Source organism: Dokdonella koreensis DS-123, from assembly GCF_001632775.1.
Classification (GTDB): Bacteria; Pseudomonadota; Gammaproteobacteria; order Xanthomonadales; family Rhodanobacteraceae; genus Dokdonella; species Dokdonella koreensis.
Genome location: NZ_CP015249.1, coordinates 4,224,759 through 4,247,143, shown reverse-complemented (window position 1 = coordinate 4,247,143; position 22,385 = coordinate 4,224,759). Strand labels below are relative to the sequence as shown.

Genomic DNA, 22,385 nt, shown 5'->3' with positions numbered 1-22,385 from the left:
TTCTCGCCTATCCTTGCCGGTCTCGCTGTTCCGGCTCCCCTGCCATGCCCGATCTGATCGACGTCATCCTGCTCGGCATCGTCGAAGGTGTCACCGAGTTCCTGCCCATCTCCAGCACCGGCCACCTGCTGATCGCCCAGCACTGGCTCGGCGCGCGCTCGGACACGTTCAACATCGTGATCCAGGCCGGCGCGATCCTGGCCGTGACGCTGATCTACCGGCGGCGCCTCTGGCAGCTGGCCACCGGCTGGCGCGATCCGGCCAACCGCGACTACCTGTTCAAGCTCGGCACGGCGTTCGCGATCACGGCCGTGCTCGGCTTCATCGTCACGCGGCTGGGCTTCACGCTGCCGGACCGCGTCATGCCGATCGCGATCGCGCTGATTCTCGGCGGCTTCTGGATCCTGGCGGCCGAGCGGTACACCGCCGGCCGGCCGGCGAGCACCACGATCACCTGGAAGGTGGCGATCCTGGTCGGGCTGGCGCAGATCGTCGCGGCGATCTTCCCGGGGACCTCGCGCTCGGCGGCGACGATCTTCACGGCGATGCTCGCCGGTGCCAACCACCGGCCGGCGGCGACCGAGTTCGCGTTCCTGGTCGGCATCCCGACGATGTACGCGGCCAGCGGCTACCAGATCCTCAAGAAGCTGGCGGAAGGGCCGGGGCAGGAGGACTGGGCGGCGCTGGGCCTGGCGTTCGCGAGTGCGACGATCACGGGCTTCATCGCCGTCAAGTGGTTGCTCGGCTACATCGGCAGCCACAGCTACCGGCCGTTCGCGATCTATCGCATCGTATTCGGCATCCTGCTGCTGGTCGCGGTGCCTGGGGGATGAATGCGTCCGAGGGCCGGCCTGGCCGGTCCTTGCGGCGCCACGTTCGATGACGACACGCCTGTTCCGCTTCGAAGACTTTCGCCTCGATGCCGCGCGGCGCGAGCTGTGGCAGGGCGGCGAGCGCCTGGTCATTCCGCCCAAGGTGTTCGACTGCATCGCCTACCTGGTCGAGCACCGCGACCGCGCGGTCGGCCGCGACGAGCTGATCGCGGCGGTCTGGGGCAAGGCCGACGTGACCGACAACCTGCTCGACCAGGTCATGCTGCGGGCGCGGCGCGCGCTCGGCGATACCGCCGAGCAGCGCCGTTTCATCCTGACGATGCCGCGCTTCGGCTTCAGCTGGGTGGCGCCGACCGAAGAGGTGGCCGCGCCGGGGGCGTCGCCCGTGGCCATGCCGTCGCCGGCGCTGCCGGAAGCGCCGCCCCTCGCGGCCGCGGAGCCCGCCGCCGCGGCCGTCGCCGTTCCGGCACGGCAGGCACGCGTTCGCCGCTGGCCGGGCGCCGTCGCCGTGCTCGCGGCACTGGTGCTCGCGGCAGTGGCGGCCGCCTGGCTGCACGGGCGCCGGCCTGCGGACACCGCGGTCGCGTCGGCGGCACCGGCGGCGCTGGTGCTGCCGGTCGAGGTGCGGGCCGAAGGGGCCTTCGGCTGGGTGCGGCTCGGCGTCATGGACCTGGTCGCCGAGCGGCTGCGCCTGACCGGCAGGCCGGTCCTGCCGAGCGACAACGTCGTGGCGCTGACCCGCGACCGCGGACCGTGGACGCGCGGCAGCCCGGCCGCGGCGGACCTGGGCCGCGTGGCCGGCGCGTCGCTGCTGATCGCCGGCGAGGCGGTGCTGGCCGAGGGGCGCTGGCGCGTGGCGCTGCGGACGATTCTCGGCACCGACAACGAAATCCTCGTCGAAGGCCAGGCCAGCGACGTACTCGACGCCGCGCGGCTGGCCTCCGACCAGCTCGAGGCCGCGCTCGGCTGGTCGCCGGGCAGCGACGATCCGCTGCCCGGCGATCCGGCGCTGGCGTTGCTGCTGCGCCAGGTCGATGCCGCCCTGCTGGCCGACCAGACCGGCGTGGCGCGACGCCTGCTGGACGGCCTCGATCCGGACCACCGGACCTTGCCGGAGGTGCGCTTCCGCCACGCGGCGGTCGATTTCCGCGACGGCGACCTGGCTGCGGCCCAGGCCGGCTATGAGGCGCTGCTCGGCAGCCTCTCGGCCGACGATGCGCCGCTGTTGCGGGCACGCGTGTTGTCGGGCCTCGGCAACGTCCATCTGCGCCGTGGCCAGCCGGCCGAGCTGGAGGCGCTGTCGGACCAGGCGATCGGCCTGCTCGCCGGCCAGCCGCCGTCGGCGGAGCTGGGCCGCGCGCTGACCGGCCGCGCGATCGCGCGCAGCACGCAGGGCGACTTCGACGCGGCGATGGAGGATTTCGCACGCGCCCGCATCGTCCTGGAGAGCGTCGGCGATCGCTTCGGCCTGACCCGCGTGGAGGTCAACATCGGCATCCTGGACGCGCGCCGCAACCGCTATGCCGAAGCGCTGCCGGTGCTGACGGCCGCTGCCGACCGGCTGACCGCCTTCGGCGATTTCACCAACGAACTCTACGCGCGCGTGGCGCTGGCGCGGGCGCGCCTGGAGCTGCTCGATCCGGCCGCGGCGCTGGCCGGCGACGAACGCCTGCGCGAGCTGATCCAGAACGAACCGTCGCCGGCGCTGCGGCGCTACGCGAGCCTGGTACGCCTGCTCGTGCAGAACGCCAATGGGCGCCTGCGGGCGGGCCAGGTGATGGCCGAGGCCCTGAGTACCGACGCGGCGGCGGCCGGCGACGGCGTGATGGGCGCACTGGCGGCGGCGATGGTGGCGCGTGCCGCGCTGGCGCAGGGCGATGCCGCGCGCGCCGCCGCGGAGGCCGCGCGCGCGCTGCAGGTGGACTGGTCGAACGAGGGGCCGCTCGACTATGCACGCACGTGGCGGATCCTGGCGGTCGCGCGCCAGCAGGTGGACGCGCCGGCCGAAGCGCAGGCCACGCTGGCCGCGCTGCGCGACTGGGTAGCGGACCGTACCGACGGCGGCATCCGCATCCAGCTCGCGCTGGCCGAAGGCGCACTGGCACCGCCGGCGCAGGCCCGCACGGCCTACGAACAGGCGCTGGCGCTGGCGGAGACGCGGCGCGTGCCGGCCGAGCTGATCGAAATCGCGGACGCCTACCTGCCGTGGCTGATCCGGGAGGGCGATCTGGCGCGGGCCGGTGTCCTGGCCGGTCGCACGGCCGGCTGGGCCGGCCGCGACTACGAGGCCGCGCTGCTGCAGCTGCGGCTCCAGCACGCCCTGGGCAACCTCACCGGCTGGCGCAATGCACTGGCACGGGCACGCACGCTGGCCGGCGAGCGGGTGGTGCCGGCCGAGCTGCTGCGGGCGCCTTCGCCGCAGGACCGGATCGTGTCAGGCGCGCCGTCAGGCGCCTGACCTGCACGGCGTAAGGCCCAGCTAAGGACGCACGAAGGGCCGGCGAATGCTGGCGTCTCATTCGCTGTGGCACCGTCGGAGCGGCTACTCGGGCCGTCGTGGCCCCTGCGAGGATCATCCATGAAGAACAGCAGTCCGCCCGGCCGACCTGGCACGGGCCATTCCTGGCGCGTGCGGGGGCTGACCGCCCTGGCGACCGTCGCCATGGCCGCCGCGGCGGTCACGGCGGCCGCCGTCGAGGCACCCGCCGGCGCCACCATCAGCCGGCCGTCGCGATCGGCGCAGCCCTCGCCCGGCGGCGCCCAGGTCGACCCGGCCCTCCTGCGTGGCCTGCAGGCGGGTACGCCGCGCAGCTTCGTCGTCGAGTTCAAGGAGAAGGCGGACCTGTCCGCCGCCGCCGGCATGGGCTGGCAGCAGCGCGGCCACTACGTCTACGAGCAGCTGCGCGGCGCGGCCGAGCGCAGCCAGGCGCCGCTGCGCGCATCGCTGGCTGCGCGCGGCGCCACGGTCGAGTCCTTCTGGATCAAGAACGTCATGGTCGTGCGCGACGGCGACCTCGCCGCCCTGCAGGCCGCGGCGGCCCTGGGCCAGGTCGAGCGGATCCGCGGCCTGCCGTCGGCGCGCCTGATCGAACCGGCGCAGCCGCCGGTGTCCGCCGCCGCGCGCGGTGGCGAAGGCATCGGCGAGAACATCGCCTGGGTCGGTGCCGAGCAGGTCTGGGCACAGGGCACGACCGGTTCGGGCGTCACCGTGGGCCTCATCGACGGCGGCGTCTTCTACCAGCACGAGGCGGTCGTGTCGCAATACCGCGGCAACCTCGGCAACGGCAGCTTCGAGCACGACTACAACTGGCTGGGCCTGACGCCCGAGCCGTACGCCGGCATCGAACCGCACGCCACGCACGTGCTCGGGACGATCCTCGGCGACAACCACGCCGCCGCCGCGCGCGAGCGCATCGGCATGGCGCCCGACGCGCGCTGGATCGCCTGCGACGGCTTCCCGATGGAGGGCGACCCGGCGGTCATGCTGTTGCGCTGCGGCCAGTTCATGCTGGCACCGCACCGGCGCGACGGCAGCGGCGCCGATCCGGACCGGCGGCCGCAGGTCGTCAACAACTCCTGGTCGGAGGGCAACTGCGACGGGACGGCGTCCTCGTTCTATGCCGACATGGTCGAGGCCTGGGTCGCGGCGGGCATCTTTCCCGCCTTCGCCGCCGGCAACGCCTTCAGCTGCGGCCTGCCGGAGCCGGCCGGGCTGTCGACGGTCTCGAGTCCGGCCTCGCTCGGCACGGCGTTCGCGATCGGCTCCACCGGCAACCACGACGGCACCTATGCCGTCCATTCGCTGTGGGGACCGACCGCCGATCCCAGCCCGGGCACGCCGGCCTATCCGGACCCGCGTGGCTTCCCGCAGCTCAAGCCGCAGGTCGTCGCGCCCGGCGTCGGGATCCGCTCGGCGGTGATCGACGACGAGCATGCCTACGGCACGATGACCGGCACCTCGATGTCGACGCCGCACGTCACCGGCCTGGTCGCGCTGATGCTCGATGCCGGCAACTGCCTGGCCGGTGACTACGCGGCGATCGGCGGGCTGATCATGCAGACGGCGCGGCCGATCGCCTACGACTCGGCCGGTACGCCGTCGCCGGGTCCCGGCAACGTGCCCAACTACGCGACCGGCTGGGGCGAGATCGACGCCGCGGCGGCGGTCAGCGCCGCCGCCGATGCCTGCGGTCCGACCGGCTTCGTCGGCGGCACCGTGACCGATGCGTCCGGTACGCCGGTCGGCGGCGCGACCGTGGCCTTCCTGGATGCCGCCGCCACGCCGGTCCACCAGACCACCACCGACGCCTCCGGCCGCTTCGCACGGCGCCTGCCGGCCGGGTCCAGCCTTACCTACGGTCTGCGCGTGTCGGCCTACGGCTACCTGCCGTACACCGAGTCGGGCATCGTCGTCACGACCGGTCAGAATGTCCGCGTCGACGTCAGGCTGTCGGCCGCGCCGTTCCACAAGGTGTCCGGCATCGTCACCGATGCCACGACCGGCTGGCCGCTGCACGCGCGCGTCACCGTGGTCGGCGCCCCGCTGGCGCCGATCTGGACCGACCCCTCCACTGGCACGTACTCCGTGCGCCTCGCCGAGGGCGTGAGCTACCGCCTGGACGTGATGCCGGCGATCGACGGCTATCGCAGCCAGTCGCGCTTGATCGGCCAGGTGACGACCGGCCGCACCGAGAACCTCGGGCTGGCCGCCGACGCCGCCGCCTGCAAGGCGCCGGGCTACGCCTATACCGGCACCGCGATGACGCAGGACTTCGAAGGCGGCGCGCTGCCCCCCGGCTGGACGCGCAGCAGCCTGGGCCTGGGCTGGCAGTTCGGCACGCAGGCGGAGCTGTCCAGTCTCAATTTCGTGATCCCCGACCACGGCCGCTTCGCCGGCGCCAACGACGAACTCGGGCCCGACAGCGGGTGGGCGAACAACGGTCGCTACGACTACCTGGTGATGCCGGTGGTCAACCTGAGCGGCCTGGATCGTCCGGCGCTGCGCTACCGCAGCTTCCACACCTTCGTGCAGGACGAATACAGCCAGGGCGAGCCGGCACGGGTCGAGGCCAGTACCGACGGCGGTGCGACCTGGGTGCGTCTGGGCATCCCGCAGAGCACGACGTTCGCGGCTGGCTGGACCGAGGAAGCGATCGACCTCTCGCCGGTGATCGCGCCGTCGGTACTGATCCGTTTCCATTCGGACGACCTCGGCACCGACGAGTACGACCTGCGCGGTCCCGGCTGGGCGATCGACGACGTCGCCATCCGCACCGGCTGCACCGCGCCGGCCCAGGGAGCGCTGGTGATCGGCCAGGTCCGCGACGCCAATACCGGGGCGCCGCTCGACGGCGCGCAGGTGCGCGTCGACAGCGGCAGCCCGGTGACCACGCGCACCAACCCGGATCCGGCCGTCGGCGCCGGCTTCTACGCGGTGCACGCACCGGCGGGCGCGAGCCAGCTTCTCGCCGCGCCCGGGCCGACCGTCGGCGCCGGCTACGGCGACATCCAGGTACCGGCCGCGGCGCCGTCGGGTACCGTCCGCCGCGACCTCGGCCTGCCGGCCGGCCGCTTGCGCCTGTATCCGGACAAGCCCTCGGCGAGCATCGAGCTCGGCACCGTCGGCAGCACCACGATGACGGTGACCAACACCGGCGCCTGGCCGCTGGCCTACGGCTTCGAGGGTGTCGCCGTCGAGGAACATTTCGAGGACGCCTTCCCGCCGGCCGGCTGGACCGTCGTCAACCACGGTAGTGGCTGCACCTGGGGCCGGCCCGCGCGCCTGCCCAACTACGCCGGCGGCAACGGCCTGCCGGCCGGCATGGACCTGTGGGACGACTGCCGCGACGACGGTCCGGTCGACACCTCGCTGGTGTCGCCGCCGATCGACCTGTCGTCGAGCGCCACCGCGTCGATGGGCTTCTTCGTGTCGCTGCTGGTCGGCGCCGACAGCTGGCCGCGCCTGGACGTGGACGCCTCCACCGATGGTGGCGCCACCTGGACGACCGTGCACAGCCAGCTCACCGACGTCGGTGTGGACGGGGAGCCGTACCTGCTGGAACTGGACCTGTCCGCCTTCGCCGGCCACCCGGCGGTGCAGGTGCGCTTCCACTACACCGCGCTGCCGCCGTGGGGCTGGATCATGGTCGACCAGGCGCACCTGTTCAACTCGATTTCCAAGAGCGGCCTGGCGACGATGACGCCCGACCACGGCAGCCTGGCCGCCGGCGAGAGCCACTCGATCACGGTCGGCTTCGACGCTCGTGCGCTCGAACAACCCGGCGTCTATCCGGTGCCGGTGCGCGTTGCCGAGGACACGCCGTACGCCTGGCCGTTCGGCGAGGTCGAGGCGGTGATGACGGTCACCGCGCCGCCCAGCTACGGCGCGGTGGGCGGCATCGTCCGCGGCATGGGCGCCTGCGACCTGTCGCCGGCACCGATCGCCGGTGCCACCGTGCGCATCCAGAGCACCGCCGGCACGGTCACGACGACGACGGGCGCCGACGGCAGCTATCGCTACTGGTTCCCGGCGACGCAGGGACCGTTGCAGGTCAGCGTCGAGGCGGCCGACCACGTGCCGCGGACGCTGCCGGCCGCGCTGACCGCAGGAACGGTCACGCCGGCCGACTTCGACCTGCGCCTGCTGGCGCCGTGCCTGATGCCCGATCCCGGATCGATGACCGCATTCGTGCAGCCGGGCCAGACGCTCGCGCGGCCGTTCGACCTGCTCAACGGCGGCCCCGTCGCCGGCACCTGGCAGGCACGGGCGGGCGGCGACCCGAACGCCCTGGTGCCGATCTCCGTGGCGCAGACCCACAGCCCGGACCCGGAGGAGAACGCGAGCTTCGGCTGCATCATGACGGCCAGCGGCTACTCGCTGGAGAACCGCTACTTCCGCATCTTCGAACCGGCCGAGCTGCCGGCCAGCGGCTCGATCCGGCAGATCAGCGGCGTCAGCTTCGCGATCGACTCGGCGACTTCGCCGACCGGCTCGCAACCGGTGAGGGTGCGCGTGCACGCGTTGAACGGACCGATGCAACTGGCCAACCTGACCTTGCTCGGCGAGGCCGTCGCCACCGTGACGGACACGCCGTTGCAGCGCTACCGGGCCACGTTCGCCACGCCGGTGGTGGTGGCGCCCACCACCGTGCTGGTCGCCGAACTCTACGTCGCCAGCGGCGCAGCCACCGCGACCAGCGTGTACCCGGGCGGCAACTTCCAGGGTGATCGCACGCCGAGCTATTGGGCGGCGAGCGGCTGCGGCGCACCCGAGCCGCTGGCGCTGCCGGAAGCCGGGTTCGGCTGGATCAGTTTCCTGATCGAGCTGGACGTGCTGGGCAGCGACCCCTGCGGCCCCGGCGCCACGCCGGCGCCCTGGCTCGGCGTGGCACCGGCCAGCGGCAGCATCCCAGGTGACGGCAGCGCAGCGCTGTCGGCGACGTTCGCAGCCGGCAGCCTGCCGCTGGGCGCGCACCGTGGCGCTGTCTGCCTCGCCACCGGAGCCGGACGGCCGGTCGTCATGCCGGTCACGATGAACGTCGCGGTGGACGCGATCTTCGCCAACGGCTTCGAGTGATCCTCGCGGCCGCCGCCTGATCGCGGCAGCGGTACATCAAGCCCGGCGGCTGGTCCGCCGGGCTTTTTCGCTCTTCGCTGAGATGCGGAAAGGTGGCATGGATTTGGGGAAGAGTGTGGTCTCAACAATCGAGCGCAACACGTTTAGCGCACGGCGTCATCGAAGCAAAGGCCGTCGCTTCGCAGCGCATGTAATGAAGTGTCACACCGGCATGCTTTTAAAACTGCACAGTTCGGGTTAAGTTCGATGCACGTCGCAGGGAAGCCCACAGGGGGTCGCCCCGGCGTAGACGTCGGGCATCGGATCGGCTTTCCGTGGACGCGTGAGGGAGCGTGCAAGGCGCTCGCTCGATTGCCGAAGGGGTTCGGGTTCGGGGCCTGCAAAGGAGCTTTGCATGTCCGTGCTGCACCGCGCGCTGCGCGCCGTGGGTTTCTCTCCTTCCTCGCATCGAGTTGATCGCTCGTTGACCGCGCCGGTCCTGGCCGGGCTGCTGGCGCTGGCGCCGGGCCTGGTGCAGGGACAAGCCGGTGAAGTGTCGATCTACGACGAGCAGGGGAAGCTGCTGCGCGGCAGCGAGACGGCGGGGACCTTGGGTCCGGACCTGTTCGGTGACCAGGTGAGCCTGTACACGGGCAGCGTGGAGTTCGTGCAGACGGATGTGAGCATTCCGGGCAACAGCGCGCTGCCGGTGTCGGTGGGGCGGCGCTACCGGATCGGCCAGAACCAGCAGCCGAAGGGCCACTTCGCGGACTGGGACCTGGAGGTGCCGCGCGCACACGGGGTGTTCGCGACGGACATCGGCTGGGCGGTGGACGGCGGCGGCGGCCGCTGTTCGAGTTTCGGTGTGCCGCCGGCGGCCGCTGTCGGTGCGGCACCGGGCGGTACTGCCTACCAAGTGGAGGCCGAGGCGTACTGGCAGGGCAACTTCATCTACCTGCCGGGCAGTGGCGACCAGGAGATCCTGAAGCGGGCGCCGGGCAATGCGCCGCCGAGCAATGCCAACAGCAGCAGCTACACGCTGACGACGAAGGCGGGCGGGATGATCCGCTGCATCGGCAGCGGCGCGAACGAAGGCTTCGAGCTGCTGACGCCGGACGGGACGACCTACCGGTTGGACCATCGCATCCAGCGCGAGGCGTCGTCGATGGCGGGTGGCGGCGGCCTGGTCGCGCGGCCGGCGGGGGAGAGCCGGGGCGAGGCGCTGCCGAGCCGGGGTGTGAACGGGGTGCTGCACCGGATCGAGGTGTGGATCGTGCCGACCTTGGTGACGGACCGGTACGGCAATACGGTGAGCTATGTCTGGGATGGCTGGCGGCTGCTGCGGATCGAAGGCAGTGACGGGCGGTTGTTGACGTTCACGTACCCGGCCACTCCGTCCACGAGCCACGAGGTCCAGACGGTGACGGCGCAACCGGGGGGCGGCGAGCTGGCGCGGACCTGGACCTACCAGTACCAGACCCAGGTGTCGGCCGACCAGGGCTTTTCGGGGCTCAAGTACGTGAACCTGCCGGGCGGCCTGGGCGCGTGGACGTTCAACCTGGCGCAATTCATGTTCCAGCTGCCAACCGAGCCGCTGGCATCGAAATGCACCTATGCGCAGCCGGGCGTGGGCGAGCTGACCGGCTCGATGACGCATCCGGGCGGCACGACGGGCACGTTCACGCTGGATCGGCTGGAGCACGGCCGCACCTGGGTGGATTTCCACTGCACCCCGCCCACCGGCTTGCCGCCCGACGTGCCTGGCTCCTGGCCGATGCAGCCGCGGCAGTTCGGCGAGTGGTCGTTGACGAAGAAGCAGCTGAGCGGCCCGGGCCTGCCCGGCTACACCTGGGACTACGTCTACAACGAGAGCCTGAGCACCAGCAGCTACTGCTGGGACCCGGCGACGGCCGGTTCGGTCGGCACGCCGGTATGCACGGCATCCTCGCCGACGACCAAGACGGTGCGGGTGGTCGACCCGCAGGGATACCAGACCCGCTACACGTTCGGGATCCGGTCGAAGGTCAACGAAGGGCAACTGCTGAAGACGGAGTTCGGCTGGAACGGTTCGACGGCGCAGCGGACGGTGACGACGACCTATGCGGCCCCGGCGAGCCCGCCGTGGCCGTTGCCGCTGGGGACGAGCATCCAGCAGCGCGGCGATGCGTTCATGGGTGAGCGGCTGTTCCCGGAGTCGGGTCGCTCGACGACACAGGATGGCGTGACGTTCAGCTGGACGGTGGGCAGTTTCGATGCGCGCGGCCGGCCGCTGGGTGTGGGCAAGTCCAGTTCGCTGGGGAGCAAGGCGGAGACGACGGCGTACCACGACAACACGAGCAAGTGGGTGTTGGGCCAGGTGGCGAGCGTGATGGTGCAGTTCGGCAGCCAGACCTGGTATCCGGTGGTGAACACCTACGATGCGACGACGGCGAACCTGCTCACGCACAGCCGCTACGGCAAGCTGCACCGCAGCTACCAGTGGTATGCGAACGGGACGCTGTCCAAGAGCATGGATGCCCGCGGGGCGAGCTTCACGAGCTACACGACCAGCTACGGCCCCTACCACCGCGGCGTGCCGACCAGCATCACCTACGGCAATGGTGACTGGTTGAACGCAAGCATCAACGACACCGGCGAGATCCGGACGGTGCAGCAGGCCGCCGCGCCGGAATTCACGTCGCTGACGACCGGCTACCAGTACGACCAGCTGGGGCGCCTGAAGCAGGTGGACTACCCGGGGACGGGCTGGAACCCGCTGGTGATCGGCTACCAGTGGGTGTCGACGAGCGAGATGGGGGCCTCGCACTGGCTGCAGACGACCAGCCAAGGCAACGCCCGCACCTTGACGTACTACGACGCGCTGTGGCGGCCGGCGCTGACCAAGCGATACGACGCGCTCAGCACGGCCACTGAGGACGAAACGCGGCGGATGACGCTGACCCGGTACGACGGCGAGGGGCGGGTGACCTACCAGTCCTACCCGCAGCGGCTGATCACGTCGATCACGCCGTTGACGCTGCCGGGTGGGACGAAGACGACCTACGATGCGCTGGGCCAGGTGAAGACGACGCTGGCCGACAGCGAGCTGGGCCCGCTGGAGACGGTGGTGACGTACCTGAGCGGGTTCCGCAAGCAGGTGCTCAACCCGCGGCTGAAGACGACGGTGACCTCCTACCAGGCGTTCGACGAGCCGGTGGAGGACGCGCCGATGAAGGTGGTGCTGGCCGATGGCGGTGAGATCACCTACACCCGCGACGTGCTGGGCAAGCCGCTGACGCTGAAGCAGAGCGGCCCGAGCGGTGCGGCGCCGGTGGCCGAGCGCAGCTATGACTACGACACCTACCAGCGGCTGTGCAAGACGGTGGAGCCGGAGAGCGGGGCGACGCTGCTGGGATACGACCTGGCCGACAACGTGACGTGGCGTGCGACCGGCCAGAGCGGTGGGCTGGCCTGCGGCGGCGCAGTGGCGGCGCAGCGGGCGACGATGACCTATGACGCACGCAACCGGCTGCAGAGCACGACCTATGCCGATGGGGTGACGCAGGGAACGACGCAGAGCTGGACGCAGGACGGCAAGCTCAAGACGGTGACCTCCGGCGGTGCGACCTGGACGTACGGCTACAACACGCGCCGACTGCTGGAGAGCGAGACACTGACGTACGGCGGGACGAACTACCCCTTCACCTACCAGCACGACACGAACGGCAGCGTGAAGCAGCTGAAGTACCCGGACGATTCGCTGGTGAACTACGCGCCCAATGCACTGGGCGAGCCGACGTATGTGAGCGGGTACGCCACGCAGATCAAGTACCACCCCAATGGGGGGCTGTACCGGTTCGCCTATGCGAACGGGATCCAGCACGAGACGCTGCAGAACGCGCGGGGCCTGCCGGGATGGAGCACGGATACGGGCGTGATCGACGACACCTACACGTACGATGAGAACGGGAACGTCAAGACGATCACCGACGAGACTTCGGCCCCGAACGCGGTACTGGGCCCGAACCTGAGCCGGACGATGGACTACGACAGTCGGGACCGGCTGATCGTGGGTCACTTCAACGACCTGAGCACGCTGAGCGACCTGAGCGCGCGGGGCGTGACCTTCAGCTACGACATGCTGGACAACCTCCAGACCAACGTGACGGGGCTGCGGAACTTCACGTACCACTACAACGCGCAGCAGCAGCTGACGAAGATCACCAACGCGGCGCCGCCGCTGTCGTACGTGGACTATGCCTATGACACGCGGGGCAACATGACCTCGCGCAGCGTGGTGGACCCGGTGACGCCGGCGAACAACCATGCGCGGACGTTCACGTTCGACAAGGCGAACCGGATGACAGCGGTGACGGTGCCGTGGCCGGGGACGGGCGGGGCCTCGCCGGGGACGACGACGCACGGGTACGACGGCAACGGCCGCCGGGTGGCGATCACGCCGCCGGGCGGGGTGGCGAAGCTGCAGATGTACAGCCAGGGCGGCCAGCTGCTGAGCGAGATCCGGGCGAACGGATCGGGCCGGGTGAACTACGTGTACCTGGGCCGTCACCTGCCGGTGACGTCATTACGCAGGCTTGGATTCAGCGTATACGTGCCGGTCAGGGCCGCCTCGGCGAGCACGTGTCCGGCCATCGCGCGGCGGACGTCGGCGAGCGTGAAGCGCTCGGGCAGGTCGAGGGCCGGCACGTCCAGCGCATAGACACGGAAATGGTAGTGGTGCACCAGCGCATCGTTCCACGGCGGGCAGGGGCCGTCGTAGCCGAGGTAGTCGCCGGCCATGTCGGCGTCGCCGGCGAACCAGCCGGTGTAGTCATTGAGGCCCTGCCGCGATCCGGGCGGGCCGAATGGCTCGCGCTTGCCGCGCGCGACCACGCCGTCGGAACAACTGCCGGCACCCAGCTCGCGAAAGTCCACCGGGATGTTGGCCATCAGCCAGTGCGTGAATTCGGTGCGTGGCAGGTCGGCGGGCACTTCGCGGCCGGCCTGGTTGACGTCGTCGCCCACGGTCGGCACGTCGGTGTCGATGCAGGCCAGGACGAAGGAGCGGGTCGCTTCGGGCACGTCGCTCCAGGCCAGGTGCGGGTTGCGGTTGTCCGACAGCACGCACGGCTCGCCGGCGGGGCCCGGCTTGCCGAACGCGAACGACGCGGGAATCGGTTGCATCGGTTGGATGTCGTTGCTGCGGATCTGCATGGTTTCCAGCCTCGGTTGCGGTGAGGGTCCGGCGCGTCAGGCGCCGTGGACGACGGCGAACGGTTCGGCCAGCGCCTCGCGGTAATGGCGCCAATGGCCGGCGGGGAAGCGCGACGGCAAGCCGCCGGGCCATTGGTCGGCCAGCGCCAGCTCCGGTCCACGGCGCAGCAGGCTACCGAGGCCGAGGAAGGCCGACAGCGCCGCGCCGCCGGTCGCCGGGTCGGCCAGTACGGCATCGGCATCGACGTGCAGCCGGCGCGGGTCGTCGAGTGCGGCGCCATAGGCCAGGTGCCGGTTGGCGCGTGCCAGCCAGCTCGCCGCCGCACCGACGTCGCTGCAGCCGATGCCCGGCAGCCAGCCGAACGCCAGCCAGTTCAGCAGCGCGTCGCGCGGATCGCGTTCGACCACGACCAGCCGCGTGCCGGGCAGCGCCCGGCGCAGCAGGAGCAGCAGGCGCGCGTCCCAGCGCGGCAGCCAATCGACCAGCGTGGCACCGGGGTCGATGTCGGCGCGCTGCAGCGGCGCCAGGTAGCGCTGGCGGATCGCCTGGATCGCCGCTTCGTCCAGTCCGGCGCGGTAGGCGTCGAACTGCGGTGCGGCGAAGTCGTCGTTGCGCTGGAGGCGGCCGCTGCGGTCGCGCAGCACGGCCAGCCCGGGCTGGTCGGCCAGCAGCGCGGCAATGCGCTCGACGCCGCTGCCGGGCAGGCCGACCAGCAGGACCGGCGCGCGGTCCCAGGCGGCCTGCGCCGGTTCGGCGAGCGCGGCATCGAGTTCGGCCGGGATCGTGCGTGCCAGCGCGTGCAGCGCGCTGGGGGCACCGCGCTGGGCCTCAGCGAAGCAGGCGACGGCCTCGGCATAGGCGCCGGTACGATCGTGGACCTGGCCCAGGGCATTCAGGCGCAGCCGCCGCGAGCCGTCCGCGAGCGGTCGGGTGCCGAACGCATCGAGCAGCTCGCGCGCGCCGGCATCGTCGCCGTCGCGCAGGCGGGCGCGCACGCGCACCATCGTCGTGACCGGTTCGCCGGGCCTGGCCTCGGCGACGCGCTCGGCCGCTGCCAGGGCGGTGCGGTACTCGCCCTGCTGCTCGTGCAATTGCGCCAGGCGGATCTGCGCTTCCAGGTCGTCCGGGTCCTGCTCGGCCAGGACGGTCCATTCGGTGATCGCCTCGGCCGGGCGGCCGGTCGCCGCATTCACCTCGGCGCGGGCGGCGCGGACGGTGCGATCGCCGGGACTGTGCTGCAGGAAGGCGTCGTAGGCGGCCAGGGCTTCGTCGCGGCGACCCAGCTCCGTCAGGCACCAGGCCAGCGGCACCACCACCTGCGCCTGCCCCGGGCTCACGGCCAGGGCGGCCCGGTAGCCTTCGACCGCGGCCGCCAGGTCGCCGCGCGCCCGCGCCAGGTCGGCCAGGCCGAGCACGCCGATCGGTCCGAACGAGGGATGCTCGGCCAGCGTGCGGTAGTGTTCCTCGGATTCCTCGTGGCGCCCGTCCTCCAGCAGCAGCTGGGCCAGCATGTGGCGCGCCGGATGGAGGTTCGGGTTCAGCCGCAGCGCATTGCGGAAGGCCTGCTCGGCGAAGGCCGGCGTGTCGCGCAGCAGGAAGGCGCGACCCAGCAGGAACTGGATCGCCGAATCCGTGCTGGCGATCTGCGCGGCACGGGTGAGGAGGGCGATCGCGCGTTCGGCTTCCTTGCGCTGCAGGGCGATCCCGCCGAGTCCGGCGAGCGCCGCGGGCGCATCGGCCAGGCGCAGCGCCATGTGGAAATGCTGCTCGGCGCGATCCAGGTCGCCGCGCCGCAGCAGCGCCTGTCCCAGCGAGATGTGCGCCAGCGGCTCGTTCGGGTCCAGCGCCAGCGCGTGCTCGTAGCGCCGGCAGGCGGCGGCGAGGTCGAGCTTCTCGACGTACACGTCGCCGATGCCGATCAGGATGTCCGGTCGATCGGGCGCCAGCTCGTGCGCGCGCAGCATCAGCTCTTCGCCTTCGTCGTAGAAGCCGAGCTCGCGGCGCAGGATCGCGAAGCGGTACAACGCTTCGGGGTCGTTGGGATGCTGGCCCAGCCACTCGCGGTAGCCCTGGTCGGCTTCGGCGTAGCGGCCCTGGCGGTGCAGTTCGATCGAATTCTTCAGCATGAAGGGGGAGTGCCCGGAGGAGACCAAAGGCTGCGATTATGCCGCAGCTCGCCGAACCGTCCCGCGCCGGCACCTGAAACGGCCCGCGTCGCGGGCCACGGCCTTCGTTGCGATGGTGGCCCGCCGGTCCCGTGGCATCGGCGCGTCGTCTTCGCGAGGCTGATGAAGGTCCGGCTACACTCGGCGCCGGCCATCCCGCACCGGACTCCATGAGCGCCAACCAGGATCTTCCCGCGCTGCTGCGCGCACACACGCCGCTGCTGGTCGTCGAGTCGGCGGCCGAGAACCAGGTCGTCGAGGGCTTCCGCCATGCGATCGCCCAGGCGCTGCGGCCGCTGTACCGCTGGTCGATCACCGAGGGGCTGGCGCGGCTGGACATGGACATGGACGGCGAGCCGCCGCCGCCGGACACCACGGCGCTGCTGGAGGCGATCAAGCGGCAGGCCGAGCCGGGCGTCTACCTGCTGCTCGATTTCATGCCGTACCTGCGTTACCCGATGGCCTTGCGGATGCTGCGCGAGATCGTGCTGCGCGCGGGCAGCGCCGAGCACACGCTGGTTCTGGTCGCGCCGCGCATCGAGCTGCCCGAGGACCTGCTGCCGCATGCGACCCGCTTCGAGCTGCCGCTGCCCGACGCGCAGGCGATCGCGACGATGCTGCGCGAGGAGGCGTTCCGCTACTCGCGCGAGCACGGCCGGCGGGTCGAGGTGGACGCCGAGGCGGCGCGGGCGATCGTGCGCAACCTGCGTGGCCTGACGCTGGACGACGCACGCCGCATCGCGCGCAAGCTGATCCAGGACGACGGCGCGCTGACCGCCGGCGACCTGCCGGCGCTCGCCAGTGCCAAGCACCGCCTGCTCGACCGCGGCGGCCTGCTGCACTTCGAGTACGAGACCGCCGCCTTCGCCGACGTCGCCGGCCTGGACCGGCTCAAGCAGTGGATCGCGCAGCGCCGGCCGGCCTTCATCGGCGCGCGGCTGCCGGTGAAGCTCGATCCACCCAAGGGCGTGCTGCTGCTCGGCGTGCAGGGCTGCGGCAAGAGCCTGGCGGCCAAGGCGATCGCGGGCGGCTTCGGCGTGCCGCTGCTGCGGCTGGACATCGGCACGCTCTACGACAAGTACCACGGCGAGACCGAGCGCAACCTGCGCGAGGCCTTGCGCAACGCCGAGCTGCTCGCGCCCTGTGTGCTGTGGATCGACGAGATCGAGAAGGGCCTTGCCGGCGACGACAACGACGCCGGCGTCTCGCGCCGCGTCCTGGGTTACCTGCTGACCTGGATGGCCGAGCGCAAGGCGGCGGTGTTCCTGGTCGCCACCGCCAACCAGGTCGAGCGGCTGCCGGCCGAGCTGCTGCGCAAGGGGCGCTTCGACGAGGTGTTCTTCGTCGACCTGCCGCATGCGGACGCGCGGGCGGCGATCTTCGGCATCCACCTCGCGCGGCGCGGCCTGCGGCGCGAGGACTACGACCTCGGCGCGCTGGCCGCCGGCAGCGGCGGCTACTCCGGCGCCGAGATCGAGCAGGTCGTCGTCGCGGCGCTCTACGCGGCGGCGGCCGAGTCGGCGGCGCCGACCCAGCAGCACCTGATTGCCGCGATCGCCGCCACGCGGCCGCTGTCGGTGCTGATGGCCGAGCCGGTCGCCGCCTTGCGCGCCTGGGCGCGCGAGCGCACGGTGCCGGCGGACTGAGCCGGCCTCAGGCGGCGCTGGCCAGCCCGGTCGCGGCCGGGCCCGGCGCGGCCTCTTCGGCGTCCTCGACGAACTGCCCCTGGCGCGCGAGATCGGCGAACAGCCCGCCAGCGGCGACGAGGTCCGCGTAGCGGCCCTGTTCGACCAGGCGGCCGCGGTCGAGCACCAGGATCAGGTCCGCGGTGCGCACGGTCGACAGGCGATGGGCGATGACGAAGGTCGTGCGGTCCTTCGCCAGCGCCGCGAGCGCGCGCTGGATGCGCGCCTCGGTGGCGTTGTCGAGCGCGCTGGTCGCCTCGTCGAGGATCAGGATCGGCGCATCCTTGAGCATCGCCCGCGCGATCGACAGCCGCTGGCGCTCGCCGCCCGACAGCGAGCGGCCGCGCTCGGCCACCAGGGTCTGGTAGCCCTCGGGCTTGGCGGCGACGAAGTCATGCGCCTCGGCCGCGCGCATCGCCGCCTCGATCGCGGGCATGCCGGCCTCCGGGTCGGCGATGCGCAGATTGTCGAGGATCGAGCGGTAGAACAGCCCCGGCTCCTGGAACACGACCGCGATCGCGCGCCGCAGCGAGTCCAGCCGCAGCGTGCGGATGTCGTGCCCGTCCACCGTGATGCGGCCGTGCTGCGGATCGTAGGCCCGGTAGAGCAGCGACAGTGCCGTGGTCTTGCCGGCGCCGGTCGGCCCGACCAGCGCGATCGTGCTGCCGGCCGGGGCGCGGAAGCTCAGGCCGCTGACGGCCGCCGCGCCGTCGTAGCCGAAACTCACGTCCTCGAACGCGACCTCGCCGCGAACCGCCGGCAGCGCGATCGCGTCCTCGGCGTCGGTCACGCCCGGCCGCTGGTCGAGCACCTCGAAGAAATGGCGCAGCGAATGGGTCTGGAAGAACAGGTTCGAGATGAACCCGGCGAACTGTTCGAGCCGCCCGATCAGCATCAGCGAGAAGCCGACGAAGCTGACGATGTTGCCGACCGTCACCTCGCCCTTGCCGTGCAGGTTGGCGCCGAGCGCGAAGATCGCCACCACCGTCAGCGTGCTGGCGGTGCGGTTGAGGACCGAAAGGATCGCCCAGCCATTGAGGACCGGGTACTGCGCGGCCAGCACGCGCCGCATCATCTCGCGCAGCGCGGCCGCCTCGTCGCCCAGCCGCGTGAAGCTCTGCACGACCGAGACGTTGCCGAACACGTCTCCCGCGCGCGCGGCGATCTCGTGGTGCAGCTGCTCGACCTCGCCCTGCGCCTTGTGCGTCCGGCGCACGGTGATCGCGTTGAACGCGACGAAGCAGACCATCAGCCCGATCATCAGCGCCGCCAGCTTCCAGTTCATCCACAGCGCCAGCGGCACCATGACCAGGATCGCCAGCAGGGTTGCCAGGTGCTCGCGGAAGAAGCCCAGCCACAGCCCGAACAGGTTGCCGACGCCGGCATTCATGACGCGGCCCAGGCGGCCGGTGTGGTTCTCGCCGTGGAACGCGAGCGGAAGGCCGGCGGCGTGCTCGAAGAACCCGGTGATCGCCGCCAGGCGGCGGCGGTGCGCCAGGCGGTCGGCGTAGAGGGACACCCAGACGCCGGCGACCACGCCGCCCAGGCCCACCGCCGCCCACAGCGCGATCAGCCGCGTGGCCTCGCCGGCGCCGGGCTTGCCGAGCGCATCGACGACCTGGCCGAACAGCATCGGTTCCAGAAAGAAGACGCCGGCCAGGGCGAGGTTCGCCAGGGCCAGCAGAACGGCCAACCGCCACTCGGGCGCGAGCAGCCCGAGCACCCGCAGGTACAGACGCAGGATCGACACGACCCGACGGTCCTCGACAATGCGCACGATCGCGCGGCGCGCATTGGCGCATCACGCGGTTCAAGGAATGCTGAATGCAGGGCCGGTACGCGGCCTGCGGGGCGAACGACACCAAATGTCACGAATCGGCCGGCCGCCGGCGCACCGGTCCGCACCGCGTCCGGATGCCGCGCGCCCGCTGCCGGACGCTCCGGCGGGGCCGTGCTTGGCCTGCCGTGCCGGTGCCGCTACGCTCTGCGTCCGTCACCGAACCTGCAGCCCTTCCCATGCGCATCATCAGCTTCAACGCCAACGGCATCCGCTCGGCGGCCAGCAAGGGCTTCTTCGAATGGCTCAAGCAGCAGGATGCCGACGTGACCTGCATCCAGGAGACCAAGTCGCAGGAGGATCAGCTGGCCGATCCGTGCTTCCGGCCCGACAAGCACCACTGCTTCTACCGCGACGCGTCGACCAAGAAGGGCTACAGCGGCGTGGCGATCTACTCGCGCCGCGAGCCCGACGAGGTGCGCACGGCACTCGGCTGGGCGCCGTTCGACGACGAGGGCCGGTACATCGAGGCCCGCTACGGCAACCTCAGCGTGGTCTCGTTCTACATCCCGTCCGGATCCTCCGGCGACGAGCGCCAGCAGTTCAAGTACCGGGCGATGGCCTACCTCAAGCCGATCTTCGACGAATGGCTCGCCAGCGGCCGGGACTACGTGCTGTGCGGCGACTGGAACATCGTGCGTGCGCGGGACGACATCAAGAACTGGACGTCCAACCAGAAGAACTCCGGCTGCCTGCCCGACGAGCGAGCCTGGCTCAACGGCATGATCGCCGACGACCGCGGCGACGGCACGCCGCCGCCGGCGCGCGGCTGGATCGACAGCTTCCGCGCGATCAAGCCCGACGCGGTCGAATACACCTGGTGGTCCAACCGCGGCCAGGCGCGCGCCAACAACGTCGGGTGGCGCATCGACTACCAGATCGTCACGCCGACGCTGCGCGACCGCCTGCGCAGCTGCGCGATCACCGCCGCGCCGCGCTTCTCCGATCACGCCCCGTACGCGGTCGACTACGTTCTCTAGGAGTCTTGCATCCGAGGAAGGTGGTCCATGGCGTGCCGAGGTCCGGAATCATGGTGGCAGTTCCCATGCGTCGCGACTTCTATCGTTCCACCGAGTGGCCTTCGTATTCGCCGCTGATCTTGCGTTCGAACAGGACCCCTTCATTCCGCTGCAATGCCGCTGAGAGGGTGTTGGACAGCGATAGTTGAATCGTCGCAAGTCTGGTCGGTTTTCGGTGGCCGACTACATCGGCAATTACATCAATCTCATAAATGCCTGGCTCAAAGCAGTAGGCGTCCTCGTGGACAGATAGAACGAAGTGATGATTGGCGGCGAAACCAGTACGACTTGCATGTAGGCCACTGCCAGGGGACAGTTTTTCCATTTCACCGTAACCCCAAAAACTGAATATCCGTTCGTCGCTGCCATGCCGGACCTTGGCATACATGCCTTCAACGACCTGCCCTCGCGCCGCCGTGCTGTACAGCAATGTACGCAAGAAGACCTTGGGCGTAGATTTTGGAACGCTATCGAAGCCGAAGAACACGATGGTCGGCTTCGTCATTCTGAGTCGCCCGCGGGCAACGAACGCCAACCAAAACGTGCCGAGAGATATACCCAGCGACACGAGCGATATCGGGATGCTGACAAGTTCCATATGCTGCATAGCGCGAAGATGACTTGACAGAAACTAGGGCATCGCAAGCGCGACGTCGACTCTCGGCACGGACTAGCGAGTATCCCGGACTTTTGGCCCAGTAGCCTCGGGCTCAAGCGCGGCGGCATGCGCGCGACCCTCGGTTGCGGCGCGCACGTCGGACTCGCCGATCGAGCTGTCGATCAGGCCCGAGCGCATCATCCACGCGAACAGCACGATGCCCGGCAGGGCGGCGATCGTCGTCAGCACGTAGAAATCGATGTAGCCGAGCTTCTCGATCAGGCTGCCGGCGGTCGTGCCGGTTACCAGGCGCCCGACGATCGACGCCGCCGCGGACAGCAGCGCGAACTGCGTCGCCGTGAATGACAGGTTGCACAGCGCCGACAGGTAGGCGACCACGACGACCCCGCCGATGCCGCTGGCCACGTTCTCGAAGCAGATCGCGCCGGCGAGCAGGGCGTTGCTGTGCCCGTAGGCGGCCAGGCCGGCGAAGGACAGGTTCGATACGCCCATCAGGATCAGGCTCAGCATCACCGAGCGCTTGAGGCCCAGGCGCGTGTACAGCACGCCGCCGATGAAGATACCGACCAGGTAGGCGATGAAACCGAAGCCGACGTCGTACTGGGCGATCTCCGCGTTGCTGAAGCCGAGGTCGTCCAGCAGCAGGCGCAGCGTCAGGTTGGCCAGCGTGTCGCCGATCTTGTGCAGGAGGACGAACGCCAGCACCAGCCAGGCGCCGTGGCGGCTGAAGAACTCGGTCAGCGGCGCGACGACGGCGGCCGCCATGGCCTTCAGGCTCTTCGCCGCGACCGGCTCGCGATGCCGCTCCGGCTCGCCGAGCCAGAGGCAGGCCACCACCGCCGGCAGCACGAACGCTGCGCACAGCAGGTAGGCGCTGGTCCAGCCGATGTGCTCGGCCATCAGCAGCACCAGCGCACCCGCGGATACCGAGCCGATGCGCCAGCCGTATTGCGACATGCCCGAGCCGACGCCGAGCTGGCTCGGTTGCAGGGTCTCGATCCGGTAGGCGTCGATCACCACGTCGAAGGTCGCGCCGGCGACGCCGACGCACACCGCCGCCAATGCGGTGGCGCCCAGGTGCGCGGACGGCTCGGCGACCGCCAGGAACGCGACCGCCGTGGCGACCGCGGCCGCCGACAGCACCAGCCAGGAGCGGCGGTGGCCCAGCCGCCCCAGCAGTGGCAGGCGCAGGCGATCGACCAGCGGTGCCCAGAGGAACTTGATGTTGTAGACCAGGAACGCGAGCGAGAACGCGGTGATGCTCTTCTTGTCGATGCCGTCCTGCGCCAGCCGTGTGGTCAGGGTCGCGCCGATCATCGCGTACGGGAAGCCGGACGAGATCCCCAGCAGCAGGGCGCCCAGCGGCGCCGGTTCGAGGTAGGGCTTGACGAGCGCGGCGAGGCCGCCGGGACGGCCGCTGGAGGGTGAGGTCATGCGTCGCATGCTAGCCGATCGGCCGGGCCGTCGGCGGCGCGACG

10 protein-coding genes are annotated in these 22,385 nt (G+C 70.9%); 5 read left to right on the top strand and 5 right to left on the bottom strand.

From position 1 onward, the window contains the following. The first annotated feature begins 44 nt into the window (after nucleotides 1–44). The 3 genes from I596_RS17210 to I596_RS17200 all read left to right on the top strand — a co-directional run bounded on the left by I596_RS17210 (nucleotide 45) and on the right by I596_RS17200 (nucleotide 8,409). Nucleotides 45–833: an undecaprenyl-diphosphate phosphatase gene (locus I596_RS17210; RefSeq protein WP_067650778.1), complete on the top strand. Its 789-nt coding sequence runs from the start codon at nucleotides 45–47 to the stop codon at nucleotides 831–833. A 46-nt stretch (nucleotides 834–879) separates the two neighbouring features. Next, nucleotides 880–3,291, top strand: coding sequence for a winged helix-turn-helix domain-containing protein (locus I596_RS17205; RefSeq protein WP_067650777.1), 2,412 nt, complete (start codon nucleotides 880–882; stop codon nucleotides 3,289–3,291). A 120-nt stretch (nucleotides 3,292–3,411) separates the two neighbouring features. Then, on the top strand, nucleotides 3,412–8,409 hold the full coding sequence (locus I596_RS17200; RefSeq protein ID WP_067650774.1) for a carboxypeptidase regulatory-like domain-containing protein: 4,998 nt from the start codon (nucleotides 3,412–3,414) through the stop codon (nucleotides 8,407–8,409). A gap of 4,524 nt (nucleotides 8,410–12,933) precedes the next feature. Here I596_RS17200 and I596_RS18270 read toward each other — a convergent pair. After that, a complete protein-coding gene (locus I596_RS18270; RefSeq protein ID WP_083965829.1) occupies nucleotides 12,934–13,581 on the bottom strand; it encodes a YbhB/YbcL family Raf kinase inhibitor-like protein in 648 nt (215 codons plus the stop codon). A gap of 36 nt (nucleotides 13,582–13,617) precedes the next feature. After that, nucleotides 13,618–15,708 (bottom strand): tetratricopeptide repeat protein, encoded by a 2,091-nt coding sequence (locus I596_RS17190; protein ID WP_067650770.1) that lies wholly within the window; start codon nucleotides 15,706–15,708, stop codon nucleotides 13,618–13,620. Nucleotides 15,709–15,917: 209 nt separating this feature from the next. Between I596_RS17190 and I596_RS17185 the strand changes: the two genes are divergently transcribed. Continuing rightward, nucleotides 15,918–17,393, top strand: coding sequence for an AAA family ATPase (locus I596_RS17185; RefSeq protein ID WP_067650767.1), 1,476 nt, complete (start codon nucleotides 15,918–15,920; stop codon nucleotides 17,391–17,393). A gap of 7 nt (nucleotides 17,394–17,400) precedes the next feature. Here the strand turns inward: I596_RS17185 and I596_RS17180 are convergent, their stop codons facing one another. Further along, entirely contained in the window at nucleotides 17,401–19,182 is a 1,782-nt protein-coding gene (locus I596_RS17180; protein ID WP_067650764.1) for a glucan ABC transporter ATP-binding protein/ permease, read from the bottom strand. A gap of 266 nt (nucleotides 19,183–19,448) precedes the next feature. On the opposite strand from I596_RS17180, the gene I596_RS17175 reads away from it, so the two are divergent. Beyond that, nucleotides 19,449–20,249, top strand: a complete 801-nt coding sequence (locus tag I596_RS17175; RefSeq protein WP_067650762.1) for an exodeoxyribonuclease III — start codon at nucleotides 19,449–19,451, stop codon at nucleotides 20,247–20,249. Between the two features lie 79 nt (nucleotides 20,250–20,328). Here the strand turns inward: I596_RS17175 and I596_RS18620 are convergent, their stop codons facing one another. Beyond that, complete coding sequence (locus I596_RS18620; RefSeq protein ID WP_150132236.1) at nucleotides 20,329–20,793, bottom strand: hypothetical protein; 465 nt, start codon at nucleotides 20,791–20,793, stop codon at nucleotides 20,329–20,331. 165 nt (nucleotides 20,794–20,958) lie between these two features. Continuing rightward, nucleotides 20,959–22,341 carry an AmpG family muropeptide MFS transporter gene (locus I596_RS17170; RefSeq protein WP_083965689.1) on the bottom strand — a complete coding sequence of 461 codons (1,383 nt, stop codon included), beginning with the start codon at nucleotides 22,339–22,341 and terminating at the stop codon, nucleotides 20,959–20,961. Between the last annotated feature and the right edge of the window lie 44 nt (nucleotides 22,342–22,385).

What these genes read in the sequence shown, in the direction of transcription:
- I596_RS18270 (WP_083965829.1), bottom strand. Translation starts at nt 13,581, where the DNA reads ATGCAGATCCGCAGCAACGACATCCAACCGATGCAACCGATTCCCGCG.
- I596_RS18620 (WP_150132236.1), bottom strand. Translation starts at nt 20,793, where the DNA reads ATGACGAAGCCGACCATCGTGTTCTTCGGCTTCGATAGCGTTCCAAAA.
- I596_RS17200 (WP_067650774.1), top strand. Translation starts at nt 3,412, where the DNA reads ATGAAGAACAGCAGTCCGCCCGGCCGACCTGGCACGGGCCATTCCTGG.
- I596_RS17210 (WP_067650778.1), top strand. Translation starts at nt 45, where the DNA reads ATGCCCGATCTGATCGACGTCATCCTGCTCGGCATCGTCGAAGGTGTC.
- I596_RS17185 (WP_067650767.1), top strand. Translation starts at nt 15,918, where the DNA reads ATGAGCGCCAACCAGGATCTTCCCGCGCTGCTGCGCGCACACACGCCG.
- I596_RS17170 (WP_083965689.1), bottom strand. Translation starts at nt 22,341, where the DNA reads ATGACCTCACCCTCCAGCGGCCGTCCCGGCGGCCTCGCCGCGCTCGTC.
- I596_RS17190 (WP_067650770.1), bottom strand. Translation starts at nt 15,708, where the DNA reads ATGCTGAAGAATTCGATCGAACTGCACCGCCAGGGCCGCTACGCCGAA.
- I596_RS17175 (WP_067650762.1), top strand. Translation starts at nt 19,449, where the DNA reads ATGCGCATCATCAGCTTCAACGCCAACGGCATCCGCTCGGCGGCCAGC.
- I596_RS17205 (WP_067650777.1), top strand. Translation starts at nt 880, where the DNA reads ATGACGACACGCCTGTTCCGCTTCGAAGACTTTCGCCTCGATGCCGCG.